General features: G+C 62.0%; 17 protein-coding genes. 12 read left to right on the forward strand and 5 right to left on the reverse strand.

The genetic code is table 11. The annotated features are described in order from the left end of the window. Nucleotides 1-58: 58 nt before the first annotated feature. Entirely contained in the window at nt 59-808 is a 750-nt protein-coding gene (locus AC0L24_RS20890; protein ID WP_127326625.1) for a GntR family transcriptional regulator, read from the reverse strand. Nucleotides 809-937: 129 nt separating this feature from the next. Beyond that, nucleotides 938-1,723, reverse strand: a complete 786-nt coding sequence (locus AC0L24_RS20895; RefSeq protein WP_127267085.1) for an IclR family transcriptional regulator — start codon at nt 1,721-1,723, stop codon at nt 938-940. A gap of 94 nt (nt 1,724-1,817) precedes the next feature. Between AC0L24_RS20895 and AC0L24_RS20900 the strand changes: the two genes are divergently transcribed. From AC0L24_RS20900 to AC0L24_RS20935, 8 genes are all read left to right on the forward strand, one after another. Then, nucleotides 1,818-2,921 (forward strand): succinylglutamate desuccinylase/aspartoacylase family protein, encoded by a 1,104-nt coding sequence (locus AC0L24_RS20900; protein ID WP_473564123.1) that lies wholly within the window; start codon nt 1,818-1,820, stop codon nt 2,919-2,921. Next, nucleotides 2,911-3,849, forward strand: a complete 939-nt coding sequence (locus AC0L24_RS20905; protein ID WP_128363563.1) for a threonine ammonia-lyase — start codon at nt 2,911-2,913, stop codon at nt 3,847-3,849. Before AC0L24_RS20900 ends, AC0L24_RS20905 begins: the two co-directional genes overlap by 11 nt. Nucleotides 3,850-4,007: 158 nt before the next feature. Next, nucleotides 4,008-5,027, forward strand: a complete 1,020-nt coding sequence (locus AC0L24_RS20910) for a sugar ABC transporter substrate-binding protein (RefSeq protein WP_013530435.1) — start codon at nt 4,008-4,010, stop codon at nt 5,025-5,027. A gap of 115 nt (nt 5,028-5,142) precedes the next feature. Then, nucleotides 5,143-7,686, forward strand: coding sequence for an ATP-binding cassette domain-containing protein (locus tag AC0L24_RS20915; RefSeq protein WP_127809675.1), 2,544 nt, complete (start codon nt 5,143-5,145; stop codon nt 7,684-7,686). A gap of 10 nt (nt 7,687-7,696) precedes the next feature. Next, nucleotides 7,697-8,719 carry a Gfo/Idh/MocA family protein gene (locus AC0L24_RS20920; RefSeq protein WP_127809674.1) on the forward strand — a complete coding sequence of 341 codons (1,023 nt, stop codon included), beginning with the start codon at nt 7,697-7,699 and terminating at the stop codon, nt 8,717-8,719. A 10-nt stretch (nt 8,720-8,729) separates the two neighbouring features. Further along, on the forward strand, nt 8,730-9,704 hold the full coding sequence (locus tag AC0L24_RS20925; RefSeq protein WP_023809451.1) for an ABC transporter permease: 975 nt from the start codon (nt 8,730-8,732) through the stop codon (nt 9,702-9,704). Then, nucleotides 9,701-10,507: a creatininase family protein gene (locus AC0L24_RS20930; protein ID WP_127271522.1), complete on the forward strand. Its 807-nt coding sequence runs from the start codon at nt 9,701-9,703 to the stop codon at nt 10,505-10,507. The genes AC0L24_RS20925 and AC0L24_RS20930 overlap by 4 nt, the downstream gene beginning before the upstream one ends. Next, nucleotides 10,507-12,033 (forward strand): aldehyde dehydrogenase family protein, encoded by a 1,527-nt coding sequence (locus AC0L24_RS20935; RefSeq protein WP_127395838.1) that lies wholly within the window; start codon nt 10,507-10,509, stop codon nt 12,031-12,033. Before AC0L24_RS20930 ends, AC0L24_RS20935 begins: the two co-directional genes overlap by 1 nt. A gap of 42 nt (nt 12,034-12,075) precedes the next feature. Here the strand turns inward: AC0L24_RS20935 and AC0L24_RS20940 are convergent, their stop codons facing one another. After that, nucleotides 12,076-13,638 (reverse strand): GMC family oxidoreductase, encoded by a 1,563-nt coding sequence (locus tag AC0L24_RS20940; RefSeq protein ID WP_127380972.1) that lies wholly within the window; start codon nt 13,636-13,638, stop codon nt 12,076-12,078. Between the two features lie 419 nt (nt 13,639-14,057). On the opposite strand from AC0L24_RS20940, the gene AC0L24_RS20945 reads away from it, so the two are divergent. Continuing rightward, nucleotides 14,058-14,576, forward strand: a complete 519-nt coding sequence (locus AC0L24_RS20945; protein WP_127268257.1) for a YciE/YciF ferroxidase family protein — start codon at nt 14,058-14,060, stop codon at nt 14,574-14,576. A 135-nt stretch (nt 14,577-14,711) separates the two neighbouring features. On the opposite strand, the gene AC0L24_RS20950 is transcribed toward AC0L24_RS20945, so the two are convergent. After that, nucleotides 14,712-14,909 (reverse strand): hypothetical protein, encoded by a 198-nt coding sequence (locus AC0L24_RS20950; RefSeq protein WP_127268256.1) that lies wholly within the window; start codon nt 14,907-14,909, stop codon nt 14,712-14,714. Between the two features lie 234 nt (nt 14,910-15,143). On the opposite strand from AC0L24_RS20950, the gene AC0L24_RS20955 reads away from it, so the two are divergent. From AC0L24_RS20955 to AC0L24_RS20965, 3 genes are all read left to right on the forward strand, one after another. Continuing rightward, nucleotides 15,144-15,575 carry a GNAT family N-acetyltransferase gene (locus tag AC0L24_RS20955; RefSeq protein WP_128288822.1) on the forward strand — a complete coding sequence of 144 codons (432 nt, stop codon included), beginning with the start codon at nt 15,144-15,146 and terminating at the stop codon, nt 15,573-15,575. A gap of 151 nt (nt 15,576-15,726) precedes the next feature. After that, nucleotides 15,727-15,981, forward strand: a complete 255-nt coding sequence (locus AC0L24_RS20960) for a DUF982 domain-containing protein (RefSeq protein WP_127809672.1) — start codon at nt 15,727-15,729, stop codon at nt 15,979-15,981. Nucleotides 15,982-16,050: 69 nt separating this feature from the next. Beyond that, nucleotides 16,051-16,377: a hypothetical protein gene (locus AC0L24_RS20965; protein WP_127809671.1), complete on the forward strand. Its 327-nt coding sequence runs from the start codon at nt 16,051-16,053 to the stop codon at nt 16,375-16,377. Nucleotides 16,378-16,406: 29 nt separating this feature from the next. On the opposite strand, the gene AC0L24_RS20970 is transcribed toward AC0L24_RS20965, so the two are convergent. Continuing rightward, on the reverse strand, nt 16,407-16,739 hold the full coding sequence (locus AC0L24_RS20970) for a hypothetical protein (protein ID WP_127809670.1): 333 nt from the start codon (nt 16,737-16,739) through the stop codon (nt 16,407-16,409).

Raw genomic sequence — 16,739 nt, forward strand, 5'->3', positions numbered from 1 at the left:
CCTTGTCGCCATCACGATAAATGGAAAATACCAGATTACAACCAGTTCATAACTGGTATTATCTTTGCAGCTCGAAGACGAAATCGTAGACGTCGCCTTTGTAGCGTGTCTCGCAGTATTCCACGATCTGTCCGTCGGCGAGAAAGCAGCGGCGCTCGGTCATCAGCAGCGGTGCGCCCGCGTCACAATGAAGGTGCTTTGCATCCTCCAGCGACGCGCCGCGCGAGCGCATGCGCTGGATTGCCCTCTGAGGCAGGAAGCCGCGTGCATCAAGCGCTTCATAAAGGGAATCCTGAACCATCTCGGGCGAAGGAAGGAAGCGAACCGGCACGGCCGAGACCTCGACGGCGATCGGCGCGCCATCGGCCGTCCTCACACGACGCATGCGAACCACATTGGTATTGCCCGCAATACCCAGGGCCATCATTTCGGCCGGGGATGGACGGCTTATCTGCTTGGAAAGCCATAGACATCCAGGCTTCAGGCCGCGCGCCAGAATGTCCTCCGAAAAGCTCGTCAGCGTCGAAAGCGATTTCTCGACCCGCGACCCGATCTCGGTTTTGGAACCGTGCCGGCGATTGAGCTGCCCTTCCTCTTCGAGCAGCGCCAGGGCCTTTCTCACAGTGACTCGCGAGATCGACAGGGCTTCCGCCAGAACCCGCTCGCCTGGCAGAACCGCGCCGGCTTTCAACGCGTTGGAGCGGATCGCCGCCTCGATCGCCGATTTCAACCGTCTGTAAAGCGGCACATCGGACGCTGTCGCTTCCATTTCCCGACTGACAAGCCCGATCAGGTTCACGGTTGTCATTGCCCTTCCTCCCGCGCGAGAAGCACCCAGGATCAAAACATTCCTGACTGGACCTATACTGGTATTATCAATCCGGTGCAAACGGCCAGCGGACGGTGCTTCGCCGCGCCCTCAGCGCATCACGATCCCTTAGCGAACCCTCGGTGACAGCTTCATGGAGATGCGATCGCAGGCAGCCCGCAGGACCTCCAGAGTATAGGCATGGCGGCTTTCACGCGTATGGCGATTGATATAGGCGACGATGATGGAGGCGACGGCACTGCCGTCCGGCCCGATGACCGGACAGCAGATATCGGTGATGCCGACGAAGTCACGGCTCTCGCGCATCCAGTAGCCGTCCGCGCGGATGGTACGAAGCTGCTTTTCCAGCGCGTCACGATCCAGCGGCGCCGGTGAATGCGCCGCACATTCATCGATCATCCGCGCTGCGACCTTTGGTGACTGGAAGGCAAGTATCACATGGCCGGAGGTCGCGTCGGTGGCCAGGCGGCCGTAGCCGAGGCGCAGCGTGAACGCCATGTCCTCGCCGCCGGGAGCGGCCGCGGTCACGACGGTCAAGCCATGATTGAAGACGACCAGGTGCGGCGACTGATTTGAGTCCCCGGCAATCTGCGTCAGCTCGGGCATGGCGGCGGACATGAGATCCTGAGCGCTCGGCGTGTGCAGCCCCAGCTTGAAAAGCTTGTCGGTCAACGAATAGGCGTCGGTCTCGGCGTTGCGCTCGATATATTGACGCTCCTGCAGCGCGATCAGCATCCGGAAAATCTCATTCTTCGAACGGCCGAGGCCTTCCGCGATCTCCTTCATCGTCAAGGGCGCCCGCGCCTCCGCCAGCAGTTCCAGGACATCCAGACCCTTGGTCAGCGCGGGGGCCGAATAGGTCGGTTTGCCACTCTCTTTTGCATCATCTGCCATTCGAAGAATCCCCGGTGGTCCCGCACGATAGAGACAAGAAATCGGAATTGCCATTGGTTTTATATCCAAACTTGACACCATATATAAAACTGACATGATGACGGGGACAATGAATTTCGAGGCCGACCCGATGACCGTCCAGAGACCGGCAAACACTGTGCGCGCAACCATCATTCCCCGGAACAACAGTGTTTACACGTCGGTCGATTTCGATCGCGAGGGCAAGCAGATCGGTTTCTTCCATGTGCCTCAATCGCCGCACGACGATGCCTGGGGCACGGTCCGCGTTCCGCTCGCCGTCATCAAGAACGGTGACGGTCCGACGGTCCTGATCGAGGGTGGCAACCACGGCGACGAATATGAGGGGCCGATCGCGCTCGGCGAGCTTCTGCGCGAGATCGATCCACGGGATATTGCCGGACGCATCATTGCGATTCCGGCCATCAACATTCGGGCCGTCGAGGCCGGCACCCGCACCTCCCCGGTCGACGGGTTGAATTTCAACCGCAGTTTCCCGGGCGATTTCAACGGCACGCTGACAAGCCAGATCGCGGCTTACGTGCATGACGTCCTGTTTCCGATGGCCGACTACTTCCTGGATCTCCATTCCGGCGGTTCGTCCCTGATGATCCTGCCGAGCGCGATCATCGAGCCCTCCCCGACCGCGCAAGGGCATCGCAAGAACATCAAGGCGACGCTCGCCTTCGGGGCGCCGACCGTTGTCATGGTCGACAATCTCGGTGAAACCCGGACCTCGACCGCGTCCGCCAACCACCAGGGGCTGATCGTCATCGGCAGTGAGATGGCCGGCGGCGGCCTTGTCAGTCCGGATGCGCTGGCCATCTGCCGTAGGGGCATCCGCAATGTGCTGAAACATGCAGGCGTTCTGAATGGCGCGCCTGACATCGCCACTGGCGCCAACGCGCGCGTGCTCAAGGTTCCCGGAAGCGAAGGCTATCTGCTTTCCGAGGAGGACGGTGTCTTCGAACCCTTGAGCCCGCTCGGCAGTGCCGTCAGCAAAGGCGACCTTGCCGGACGCATTCACTTCCTCCACACGCCGTCACGCGCGCCCATCGATCTCCTTCACCCCATCGACGGCATCGTTTTCGCCAAGCGTCAGCCCGGCCGCGTGCGTCCGGGGAATTGCTGCTTCGTGCTTGCCAACGAATATCCGGAGGCACTGACCGATGAGCCATGAGGACATCATGGCGGCTGCCCGGCGCATTGCCCCCTTCATACGGCGAACCCCGGTCGTCAAGCTCGACCATGCCACGGGCGCAAACCTTCAAAATGATGTCTATTTGAAACTGGAATGCCTCCAGGTGAGCGGCTCCTTCAAGATTCGGGGCGCCACGAACCGGGTTAAAACGCTCGAGCCAAGCCGGATCGAAAACGGACTGATCGCCGCATCCGGTGGCAATCACGGCCTGGCCACCGCCTATGTGGCTGCCCGGGCCGGCGTTCCCGCCACCATCTACCTGCCGAACAATGCAAGCCCGCTGAAGGCGGAAAAGCTGCGCAAATGTGGGGCTGACGTTCGCTTCGAAGGCAATGTCTGGGATGAAGCGCATGAGGCGGCATTGGCCGAGGCAAAGGCGAGCGCCGCCTTCTACATGCATCCCTTCGCCGATGCGCAGATCGTGTCCGGTCAGGGAACCGTGGCGCTGGAGATGGTCGATCAAATTCCCGATGCCGACATCTACATCGTCGCGATCGGCGGTGGCGGGCTCATCAGCGGCATGTCCGAAGTCCTGAAGCACGTCAAACCCGAAGCCAGGATCATCGGTGTCGAGCCGACCGGTTCACCGACCCTTCACGCCTCCCTGGCTGCCGGCCGTGTGGTTCGCTTGCCCGAGATAACGACGAAGGTGGCGACCATGGCCTGCGGCCGCACGGACGAAAGCATCTACGAGATCGTCGCCAAGCACGTCGACGACATTGTCCTTGTCGAGGATGCGGACATGCAGAAGGCCGCTGAATTGCTCTGGTTCGAATTCGGCATCGCCGCCGACCTCAGCGGCGCGGCATCGCTGGCCGCCTTGATGAGCGGCGCTTTCAAGCCACCGCGCGGCGCCCGCATCGCCGGGCTTGTCTGTGGCGCCGGTGTCGAGGGCCTGAATGGCTGAGGTTGAGCAAGGCCGGTCCACGCAGACGCGGCCCTGACATGAATACGGCACGAGTGCCGCGAAATACCGCCGGAATGCCTGTCACTGGGACGGTCGTCGTGCGGGACATGAAAAAGAGGCGAAGAATCGTCCTGTCGCAACAAGAGGAGAACTGAAACATGCGCATTTCCCTGAAAGCATCCATTGCTCTGCTCGCACTCGCCATCGCGACGCCCTCGCTTGCCGCGGAAAAGGTTTTGGGGCTTGCGGCAATCGACCTGCAGAACTCCTTCTTCGTCCGCATGAAGGAAGCGGGCGACGTGGCTGCCGCCGACTATGGGGTGAAATCCACTTGGCAGAGCGCCGAGGGCAGTCTGGAAAAACAGGTCAGCATCATCGAGAATTTCATCAATCAAGGCGTCAGCGCGATCCTGATCGATCCGATCGACAAGAACGCGGTCATTCCGGTCATCCAGAAAGCCACCGCCGCCGGCATTCCGGTGATCACCATGGGCAACAAGGTCGAGGCCGGCTCGAACTACTCGACGCTCTATCCGGACTACGACAACATGTCGATGGTTGCCCGCGCGCTCGGCAAGTCGCTTGGCGGCAAGGGCGAAGTCGCCCTGCTCGTCGGTTCGCGTGGCAACTTCGTGTCCGACACGCGCGAAAAAGGCTTTGTCGAAACCCTGAAAAAGGAGTTTCCGGACATCAAGGTTGTCGGCATCGAGCCGACCGGCTGGGACGCAGCCAAGGCAACCAATGCCGCCCAGACCTGGCTCACCACCTATCCGGATCTGAAGGCCATCGGCTGCATCTCCGACAGCCTTTGCCTGGCCGCCGATTCCGTTGCCAGCTCGATGGGAACTCAGTTGCTCTACGGCGGCTATGACGGCGACGCCGAGATGAAGCCGCTGATCGACGACGGCAAGATGGTGATGGACGTGCTGACCGGCGCCTATCGTGTCGGCTACTGGAACATCGCCGTTGCCGCTCGTCTGGCCAACGGCGAAAAGCTGCCGCAGGATCTCTACATGCCGACCTATTTCGTGACCTCGGATGCGACGGCCGCGAAGCTCAAGGCGGATGGCCTCACCTTCGAATACATCAACACCGACAAAGAGGCGGTGGAAGCCAAGAACTATACCGAGCAACTCGGTCCCAAGGTTCCGGCGACCGCCATGACCCTGGCAAAGTAACAGCCTAGAGCGGCTCAAGCGCCGGATGACGTATCATCCGGCGTCCCCTTTTCCTGACGATCGCCGTCGCCGCTCCGTGGTGACCGCGCATGATGCTCGATAAGAGGACCGACCCATGTTCCAGTCCTGGACCTCTCCGTTACTGCGGCGCAACGAACCGGTTCTCATCGCGGTGCTGCTGGTCGCCATCGCCGTCTTCGGCTGGATCGATCCGCGTTTTCTGTCGACCGGCAATCTTGTCAGCATCGCGCAGCAGAGTGCGGTCATCGCCCTCATCTCTTTTGCCATGACGGCCGTGATCATCGCGCGCGGCATTGATATTTCCGTCGGCAGCAATCTTGCCTGTTCCGGCATCGCCGCGGGTCTTGCCTACACGGCAACCGGCTCGGCGAGCTTGAGCCTTCTCGCCGCGATCGGTGGCGGTGCCGCAATCGGTCTGCTCAATGGAACGTTGATCGGCTTTGCCGGCATCTCCCCATTCATCGCAACGCTCGCCACCATGGCGTTTGCGCGCGGCCTGGCGCTCAGCCTCTCCGGCGCATCCAGCATCGCGGTCGCCGATCCGGTCCTGCTTTTCGCGGGACGCGAGACGATCGGCCTCCTGCCGGTCTCCGTCATCATCGCCGCCATCTGCCTGGGCCTCTGGTGGTTCGTGCTCAATCGTACGGTCTACGGACGCTGGATCTATGCGGTCGGCGGCAATGCGGGCGCGGCGCGGGCCTCACTGGTTCCCGTCGACCTCGTGCGCATCTCCGTCTACCTGATTGCCGGTGCGACGGCCGGGCTCGGCGCGATACTCACCATCGGTCGTCTCGGTTCGGCACAGCCGCTTGCCGGCACCGGGCTCGAATTTACAGCCATTACAGCCGCGATCATCGGCGGCACGAAACTGTCCGGCGGCCAGGGCTCCATCTGGGGAACGGCGATCGGGGCGCTGCTGCTGGGCGTCATCAACACCGGCCTGTCCTTCCTGCAGGTGCCGCAGATCCTGATCTATTTCGTGACCGCGAGCCTCATTCTGGTGGCCGTTCTTACCAGCCAGCCGGAGAGTGTCGCCGCCCTGTTCAAGACCGGTGGCCGCAAGTCCACCCCGTCGCCCCGCAACATCGCCGCAACACCGGTCGGCAAACACAGCATCGCCTTGCGCGGGCTTGGCAAGTCTTTTCCGGGCGTCAAAGCACTCGACGGTGTCAGCTTTGCCGTCTCGGCCGGTGAGGTGGTGGGACTTGCCGGCGAGAACGGGGCCGGGAAATCGACGCTGGTGAAGTGCATTTCCGGTCTGCATCGCCCGGACGAGGGTGAGATCATCATCGACGGCAACGCCGTCCAGTTCCACTCCCCCAGCGACGCCAGGGGCATCAGCGTCATCCATCAGCATTTCAGCCTTTCGCCGGACCTGACGGTGGCCGAGAATCTCTTCATCGGCCGCGAACCGCATACCCGCCTGGGATTTCTCGACCGGGCTCGGATGCGGCGCGATGCAAAATCCATCATGGACGAGCTGTCGCTCGATATCGACATTGGCGCGGAGCTGCGAACACTTTCCGTCGGGCACCGGCAGATGGTGGAAATTGCCCGTGCCGTTCTGTCCGATGCCTGGTTCTTCATCATGGACGAGCCGACCAGCGCGCTCTCCAACCGCGAGCGCGACCAGCTCTACGACCTGATCGACAGGCTGAGAGCTCGCGGCGCCGGCATCCTCTACATCTCGCACAAGATGGAAGAGATCTTCAGCCAGTGCGACCGCGTCGTCGTTCTGCGTGACGGGCGCTTCATCGGCGAGCGCCAGACCCGCCAGACCAGCGAGGCCGAGATCGTCTCGATGATGGTCGGGCGCGATGTCGGCGACATCTTCCCCTATCTCGAAGCGCAAGTCGGCGAAACCGCGATCGAAATCAGCAACATCTCCGATGGCAAGCTCTTGAAGTCGGCCACGCTCAGCGTGTGCAGGGGCGAAATCGTCGCGCTCGCCGGCCTGATGGGAAGCGGCCGCTCCGAGGTGCTCAGGCTGATTGCCGGCCTCGAGACCATGCATGGCGGCACGCTCAGAATTTTCGGCGGGCAGCAGACCGGCGGCGACACCAAGGCCGCCAATCGCGCCGGCATCGTCTACATACCGGAAGACCGGCACCTGGAAGGATTCGTCGGCACGATGTCGATCAGGGACAACCTGTCCCTCGCCTGGATTCGCGACAACAGTCACTTCGGCCTGCTGAGACCTCGCCGCATCCTGGCACTCGCCCGCGATCTCATCGGCTCACTCGGCGTGCGGCCGGCCCAGCCCGACAAAATGACCATCGAGCTTTCGGGCGGCAATCAGCAGAAGGTCGTCATCGGCAAATGGCTTGCCACCAAACCGAAGATCATCCTGCTCGACGAGCCGACACGGGGCGTCGACGTCGGCGCGAAGTCCGAACTCCATCACCTGATCGCAAGATTGAAGGCCGAGGGCGCGGCGATCCTCATGGTGTCGAGCGAGTTGCCCGAGGTTCTCGGCGTTGCCGACCGCATCGTCGTCATGCGCGAAGGCCACTCTGTCGGCACGCTGGCTCGTGGGGCGACGGAAGAAGACGTGATGACGCTGGCCTTCGGTGATCGCACGATCACGCCACCAGCCTGCGCACCCCGGCCAGCATCCAACCTTGCACCATGCCTGTAAGGAGAACCCTTTGAGCAAGCTGAAGATCGCCATCGTCGGTGCCGGCTACATGGGTCTCCTGCATGCGCAGGTGGTTGCCGCGAGCCCTGTCGCGGAACTGTCGGCATTCGTTGATCCGAATGCTGCCACGGGGAGCAAGGCCGCGTCGGATTTCGGTGCCCGGCATTTCCGCGATGCCGCCACCGCGCTGGCCGCCAATGCCGCCGACGCCTATATCGTGGCGGCACCCGACGCGCTGCATGAAGACGTCTGCCGCACGCTGCTCGATGCCGGCAAGCCGGTGCTGCTCGAAAAACCGATGGCTCACGATCTTTCCGCTGCCAAGGCGATTGCCAGAGCGGCGGAGAGAAACGGCGCGCGCCTGTTGGTCGGCCACATCCTGCGGTTCGACCCGCGCTATTGCGAGGCCGCGGCAGCGGTGAAATCCGGGCGGATCGGCGAGCCGATCCACGGCAGCAGCGGCCGTTTCACCAATCGCGAAGTCGGTCTTCGCATGAACGGAAACTCGAGCGTCTGCTTCTACCTCGGCGTGCACGACGTCGATGCGCTGCAATGGATCTCAGGTTCGGACATCATCGCCGTCTACTCTCGGCCCGTCGCCAAGCTCATGCCTTCGCTCGGGGTTCGCTCCGAAGACGCGATCTTCTCCACCGTCGAGCTGTCGAACGGAATGAGCGGACAGCTCTATTTCGGCTGGACGCTGCCACCGACCGTTCCGACCGGCATCTGGGCACGCACGGAAATCATCGGCACGGAAGGCATGATCGACCTCGACGTGCGCGACCACGGTCTACGCATCCTGTCGCGTGGACAGTGGTCGCAACCCGACGCCCTGCACTGGCCGACCGTCAATGGCCGTATCACCGGGGATCTCTTCGAGGAGGTCCACCATTTCATTTCGGCGGTTCGCGACGACACCCCTTTCGTGATGCCGGTCGGCGACGCCCTGCGCGCCGTCGCCGTCAATGATGCCATCCTGCGCAGCGTCAAATCAGGCCTGCGCGAACCGGTCGAAGATTGGCACATCCGATGAGAGGATCCTCATGACCCGCCAACAGAACATCTGGTGCAGGCGCTTTCTCGACCTCTCGCCGTTGATCCTGCTGGTCATCCTGCTGGCGATCTTCGCGCTCATCGACGCCCGCATCGTTTCAACCGCCAGCCTCATCAACATCGTCGCCCAGGCGACCCCGATCGCCATCCTGGCGCTTGGGGCTCTGATCGTTCTGCTGACGGCGGGCATCGACCTGTCCGCCGGCGTCGGCGTCGCCTTCTGCGCCGTCTTCATCGCCAGCCTGATCGACGGCGGCGCCGGCCTGCCGCTTGCCCTGCTCGTCGGCTTTGCCGTGATGGTGGTGATCGGCCTCGCGAACGGCGCCGTTATCGCATTGTTGAAGATACCGCCCTTCGTGACGACACTGGCCACAATGGTCGCGCTGCAGGGCGCAACGCTTGCGGTTGCCTCCAAAGGCGTCCTGATGCTGAAGGATCCGACGCTTCGCGCGGTCGGCATCGAGCGCAGCTTCGGCATTCCCAATGTCATCTTCGCAACACTGCTGATCGTCGCCGTAGCAGCAATCCTGATGCGGCACAGCCGTTTCGGGCTGCGTACCTATGCGCTCGGGTCGGATGCCGGGGCCGCGGAACTTGCCGGCATCCCGGTGACGAAACACACGATCCTCGTCTATTGCGCCTCCAGTATCTTCGTCTTCCTGACGGCTGTGATCATGATCAGCCGGGTGCCTGTCGTGACGCCCAATATCGGTGGTACCTCGCTGCTTCTGGACGCGATCGCCGCTGCCGTGCTCGGCGGCACCAGTATCTTCGGCGGACGGGGAACGGTGTGGGGCGCGGTCGTCGGCGCCCTGATCGTCAGCCTGCTGACGACGGCGCTTCGGGTGTTCGGCACGGACCCGTCCAGCCTCGAACTCTACAAGGGGGCAATCATCATGGTCGCTCTCCTGGCCGATTCCGGCATGACCTACGCCAAGGCCCGGCTTGTCGAGGCAGCACGATGAGCGAGCCAGTTCCGGCATTGCCGATCCCGCCTGGGTCCAGCTTTGCGCTGATGACCTCGCCGGATACGGAAAGACACGCGACAGCCGGCGTGCATAAACCCGTCGTCATTCTGCCGCTCGGCGCTGTCGAGCAACATGGCCCCCATCTGCCGCTCGGCGTCGATTGCTGGCTTGCGGAAGCGGTTGCGCTCGCCGCGGCGGAAGGACAGGCCTCCATGCGTGTCGCCGAACCTTTCGCCTATGGCTCGTCCGAGCATCATCGCTCCTTCTCCGGCACCATGAGCCTCAGCCCGCAGACCTTCATCGCCGTTCTCGTCGATCTCTGCACCTGCCTTGCCGAAGACGGCTTCCTGCCGGTCATGCTGAACGGCCATGGCGGAAACCGCGCCGCGATCCAGGTGGCGATCACCACCCTTGGCCAGCGTGGCATCGTCACCGCGGGTTTCTCGTATTTCGATCTCATCGCCGACGTGGCGGCGGAGGCCCTGCCCGATGCCGCTACAGGCACCGGTCACGCTTGCGCGCTTGAAACCTCGTTGATGATGCATGTGCTTGGCGACAGCGTTCGCCGCGATCTCATCCCGCCGGGCGGCACCCCGCCATCCTGGCCGGATCCTCACCTTTACGCCGCGCCGGCCGTCACCGTCTGGCGCCGTTTCGAAGCCATCCGCGGCAACGGCGTCATCGGTACGCCGTCGCAGGCGGGCGCGGAGGCCGGCAGCAGACTTTTCATCGCAGCCGTGGAACGCAGCCGCGCCGCCATTTTGAACATCCAATCCGAATTCGGCCAAAGGAACGCATGATGACAGTCCATTTCAAATCTTCTCTCGAAGGCCCCAACCTGCGCGGCATGGCGATCGTCTCGGAGCCGGAAGCAGCCGCCCGCATCGGCATCAACCGTATCGGCGGCGAGTGGATTGCCGGCAGCTCCGGCAAGTTCCTGAAAATCGACAGTCCGTCGACGGGCGAGCACCTCGGCTATCTCTCACTTTCCACCCGCGCCGATGTCGGCCGCGCGGTGAAAGCCGCCGAAGGCGCACGCGAGGCCATGCGCAAGATGGGAACCTTCGCACGCGCTCAACTGTGCATGCGCATCGCCGACGCGATCGACAGGCGCGCCGAGGAACTCGCGCGCCTGCTCTGCCTGGAACAGGGTAAACCCTTCCACAGCGAGGCAAAGGCCGAAGCATCGGCGGCAGCTCTCGGTTTCCGCAATGCGGCAGAGCAGATGAAGTGGCTGGAGACGGCGGCGTTTCCGCTTGCCGATGCCAACAAGCGCGCCTTCAGCTTCCTGCAGCCGAAGGGTGTCTTTGCCATCATCACACCTTGGAATTTCCCGCTCGCCCTGCCCTGCCTCTATTATCTCGGACCGGCCATCGCAACGGGCAACACCGTCGTCTGGGTGCCGGCGCCGACGACGTCGCTGATTGCCACGGCACTTGTCGAATGCTTCATCGAGGCGGGCCTGCCGGACGGCGCCATCAATCTCGTTCTGGGTGACGGTGCGGAGGTGGGCGACGAGGCGGTCGTTCATCCGGGCACCCATGCCATCGGCTTCACCGGCAGTTCTGTCACAGGCGCGACGATCGCCCGGCGTGGAGCGGGCAAGCCGCTTCTGCTCGAAATGGGCGGCAACGGTCCGACCATCGTGCTGGCCGATGCCGATATCGACATGGCCGCCGCCCAGGTCGGGGCCGGCTGCTTTGCCAATGCCGGGCAGATCTGCACGGCCACCGAACGCGTGCTGGTGCATAAATCCGTCCATGACCGTTTCATAGAAGGTCTCGTGAAAGCGGCCGCGCAGGTGAAAATGGGCGACCCTTTCGATCCCGCGACGACGATGGGTCCGATCAACAATGCGGTGGCCGTCGACAAGGTACTCAGCCACATCGCGGACGCCCGCGCGCGTGGCGCCGAGATCGTCACCGGCGGCAATGTGGCGTCGGGTTTTGCCACCAATCTCTATTTCGAGCCGTCGATCGTCACAGGACTGACCCGGGAAAGCCTGCTCAATGTCGAGGAATCCTTCGGGCCGATCGCACCCGTGCTGATCTTCGAGACCGATGAGGAGGCGATGGAACTTGCGGCGTCCAGCCCCTACGGCCTGTCGGCCGCGGTCTTCACCAGCACCATCAAGAACGCCTTTGCCTTTGCTGAAAGCCTGAAGGTCGGCATCGTCAACATCAACGAGATGAGCTGTTATTGGGAGCCGCATATTCCTGCCGGCGGCGCCGCCGGGACGCAGAGCGGCCTCGGCCGCACCGGGGGTCGGCACACGCTGATGGAAATGTGCGACCTGAAGACGATTACCGTGGATATCACCCGCTGACTCCAAGGCCCGCGCCTTGTGCGCGGGCTTGCCCTCGAGCTGTCAGGTGGACCGGCGCAGGCTGTCGGCCATTTTCTCGCCAATCATGATCGAGGTGAGATTGGTGTTTGCCTGGCAATCGAGCGGCATGATCGACGCATCGATAACCCGCAGTCCTTCCAAACCGTAGACCCGGCATTCCGGATCGACCACGGCCTCGCCGGGCCTTCCCATGCAACAGCCTCCGATCCCATGCTGCGCATCGGAAGACTGCGCCAGCAGGAAATTGTCGACCTCCTCGTCGCTTGCCGTTTCGAGCCATGACAAAGGCAGATCGGAATCCCCCAGCAGGACGCGCTCGGCGATCGCCTGGATCGGCGCCTGCCGGGCAATCTCGCCAAGGTGGCGATAGGCGATACGCATGCGCTGGAGATCCATTGGATCGTCCAGCATGTTCTCTTCCACGAGCGGCTGGTCGAAAGGGTTGGCGGAACGCAGTTGCACGGTGCCGCGGCTCTTGGCCTCCATCAGGATCAGATTGACCATCGCCTCGCCGAACTGGGCGCTGTCGGACTCCACGCCGATGCCGCCATGGTTCATGGCGACGTAGAGAATGTCGTCGCGCTCAGCGCCCGGCACGCCCGAACTCATCCGCACACAGCAGTTGGTATGCCGCGCGTCGACATCGGTCGCCTTGAATCCCGGCTTCAGCTTCAGTTCGATGCGGCAATAAGGATGGTCGAAGAAACCTTCGCCGACCGGCAGGTCGGCAAGCACCTCGATGTCCTTTCGTTTCAAGAGAGCCGCAGGACCGATGCCCGAGCGCTGCAGGATGACCGGAGAGTGGATGGCGCCGGCCGAGACGATGACCAGCGGCGCCTCGAATTTGCGAACTAGCCCGGCCACGATGGCCAAAACGCCGATCGCTTTCCTGCCATCGAAAAGCACCTTGTCCACCGTCGCCTGCCCGATGATGGTAAGGTTCGGCCGGTCGCGGGCAGCTTCCAGATAGCCGTCATTGACCGACACGCGCTTGCCGGCTCGACTGTTGATGGGATAGGTGCAAGCCCCTTCGGCATCCGGAGCATTGAGATCGTCATGCCAGGGATGGCCGAGAGCCATCGCGCTTTGGCGCATGGCCTTGTCGACGCTGCCCCAGCTTTCGACAGGCGCGCGGTAGATCGGAATCGGGCCGCCGCTGCCGTGAAAATTGGCCGCGATCGGGTCATCCTCCAGGCGGCAGAAGAAGGGCAGCACGTCGGCTCCCGACCAGCCCTTGCATCCGATTTCCTCCCAGCGGTCGAATGCATGGAGCACACCGCGAATGGCAATCTGCCCATTGACGGCCGTCGAACCGCCAAGCCCCTTGCCGCGCCAGTAGACCCGGTGTTCCTGCCGCTTCGTGCGACGAGCCATCAGGTCGGGATACATGTATTGTTGCTGAAAATGGTCGGGAAGAAGCAGGTTGAAGGGATTTGGGCTCGCCATCTCGGCAGGTTGCTCGCCGCTCCGGTAGTCCGGCCCCGCTTCCAGCAAAAGCACGTTCGTGGCAGCATCTTCGGTTAGCCGGGCAGCAAGAACAGCTCCGGCTGCGCCGGCTCCGATAACGATGACATCAAAGGGCATGCCGCACTCCCTACATCCGATCAATGCACGGCTGACTCGACCGCGACATCATGTTGATTTCATTTGCGCACGATCATCTGCTGGCATTCAGGCTCAGCGATGTACGCCGGAACCAACCACCTTAGCCGCGCTGCACGACTGCAAGATCATCCTTATTTGTTTTATATGTAAATATGATTTCGTATATGAACTCCCATCTACTCCATATGGCGCGACGAACCCCGGTGCTCTCCGTCACTGCCGGCGATTCTCACACCGTCATCGTCCATCGCCTTTTGATAGCGATCGGCTCTCGACAAAAGCGGTATTTGGCGTGCTGCCCCTTCCGAGTCGCGCCCAGGGAACAACTGCTTCCATGGAAAGTTAGTCCATGGCTACACCGCCGGTGAGCTTTCATGACAATCCAAGGGAGACAAATCATGGCGACTGCAAAAAGAGCGACGACAAAAGGACTGGAGGCTTTGTTCCTCGATGGGCTGAAGGACATTTACTACGCTGAAAAGAAAATACTCAAAGCCTTGCCGAAGATGGCAAAGGGCGCCGAATCCGAGGAGGTGGCCGCGGCCTTTGAGAAACATCGCATGGAAACCGAAGGCCAGGTCGATCGGCTCGAGCAAGTGTTCGAACTTATGGACAAACCGGCCCGCGGCAAGACCTGTCCGGCGATCGACGGCATTCTTGAGGAAGGGTCGGAAATTCTCGACGAATACAAGGGTGACCCGGCGCTGGATGCAGGACTGGTCGGCGCGGCACAGGCCGTCGAGCACTATGAAATCGCGCGTTATGGCACGTTGGTCGCGTGGGCTGAACAGCTTGGCAAGAGCGACGTGGTCAAGCTCCTCAACGAGACATTGAAAGAGGAGGTCGCGACGGACGAAGCGCTTTCCGGGCTGGGCGAAGGCGGTGTCAATGAGCGCGCCCTGCAGCAAGCTGCCTGACTGGGCGTCGTCGCGCCGGCGCCAAGCCGCCGGGCGACTTCGCGACCCGGCCTCGCGCCCTCTTCGTCGGTACCCTTCAGATGCAATCAGACCCACCCCGATACTTCGGGGTGGGTCTGCTGAAATCACACGCGATCAGCGGTTTTTGTGGCTTTGTTCGCCAGCTTTCACATGCTGTTCGTGGGTTCCACCACGCATGCCGGATCCATCGCCCTGCTGCCGTTGACCACCACCAGAGGCCTGCTGTTGCTGACGGTTTTTGTTGTCGGCGTTCTTGTGGCTCTGCTGGCCTGCCTTCACGTGCTGTTCGTGGCTACCACCTTGATTAGGCATTGTTCTTCTCCTTCACAATCCGCGAGGCGACAACCGCCTCGATTGCCTAAGACGAGTCAGGCGCGAACGTTCCCTCACGTAATATTTTGTGAAGACCATCAGACAAAGCCCACGGCGTTCGAAGGCGCCCGAGATGGATGCCGGATTTATTTCTGGCGTTGGCAACGAGTTCATCTTGGCCGTGACCGACGTTGCCGGCGGATCTCATGCCTGTGCCCACCAGGAGGAAAATGCATGTCATTCCGATCCGAGAGATTTACAACCACTTTGACCTATAGCGACGATGAAAGAGCGCAGTCCGCCGCAGCGCTCTATCAATACAACATCGCACAGACCGGGATCGACGACCGAGCTGATATCGGAGCGGAGCTTCGCGACCAGTCAGGAAAGACCTGGGGCGGGCTTTGGGGCAGGACGGAGCTTGGGCTCCTGTTTCTCGACATGTTCTTCCTGCCTGAGCAGTTGCGTGGCCAATCCTTTGGCTCACAACTTCTCACGACGATCGAGGAAGAAGCCATCCGGCGGGGCTGCAAGAAGGCCGTCGTGGAGACGAGCAGTTTCCAGGCGCCGCTATTCTACATGCAGCACGGGTTCGAGGAATTCGGCAAAGTCGAATTCGGGATCCCTGGACATGCCCGAGTCTTCCTTCGGAAAGATCTGCTGTAAGTCTTGGGACAGGGCGCACGGATGGCCATCGGCTAGTTGTTTCAAACGCCAGATGCTCTGGAACAAATCGACGAGTGCGGAGTTAAACGCGTCGCGACGCGCAGTCTTGCAGCGACGTGTCGAATAGAGTGCATCCCGCCGGAGAGGCAATGTGCGTACTGGACATTTCAGAAAGCCGATTATCATTCAACCTGGCCGGATAGACCGCGACAGGGTTGTGGTTTCGGTGTCGGACGCAGCCGAAGTGCTGCTGCGGGACTGGCCAAAGCCGACATCCGAGAGGCGTCTTGCCGCGATCAGAGCGTGCCTTGCCGTCATGCGAGGCGAAAAGCCTACAAAGACCGCACGACAGGCGTTCATCGTTGCGGCCAAGGACGCCAAGATTCTGCTGAGCGAGCAAGTCTGACCGTGGTGGGTCGCCTCGCCGGTGCCTGCAAGTGCGACTCTGCCGAGATTGGTTCGAAAGGGAGAAATCATGATCAAGGTTTCAAGTCCCACGCCTGCCGCGGCCAGAAGCGAAGTGCAGGCAGGAGCAACGCAGGACAAAACGCCGGGGTTCGATCCCGCCATTGCCCCGCTTGAGACAGACGCCGAAGCCGCGGACACGCAAAATCCGGTCGCTGGGACAAGTCCGCCGCGCACTCGCCCAAATTTCGAAAACGATGCCAGCTTTGCCAATGCCATGCGCCCGGTCGAAGGCGAGCCGGAACTGCGGCCCGGCGGCAACTGGCCGGTGTTGGTAATTGCAGCTGTCGTTTTGATAGCAGCCGTGGTTTTCCTGACGGCAAGCATGCTGCGCTGAGAATGATCCCGACGATGCGGCTCCACGACCTATTCCTGGAGGTCTGGTGCGCCCTTCATGCCTGAGAGTTCGGTCATTGGGCACAGCAGCCGCGGTCGCGCGGGATCGGAGATGTCGAGCTTGTCCCAAGGGATGCGGTATAGACCGTCGCGGCGGCGCAATCGGAAAAGATCCAGCACCGCCACACCTATGGCCGAGGCCGAAAGACGCTCGAAAGCGGCGTAGACCCCGACGTGGAATTCGGTGACGACGAAATCGTCACCGTCCCGTTCGGCGCGGATCTCCTCGATATAGCCGACATTCTTGCCGCGTTGCGAGAGTACGCGTCGCCCTGACAGATGCTCGAGATTGACCGTGGTCAT

This window comes from Mesorhizobium sp. WSM4809 (assembly GCF_055811655.1).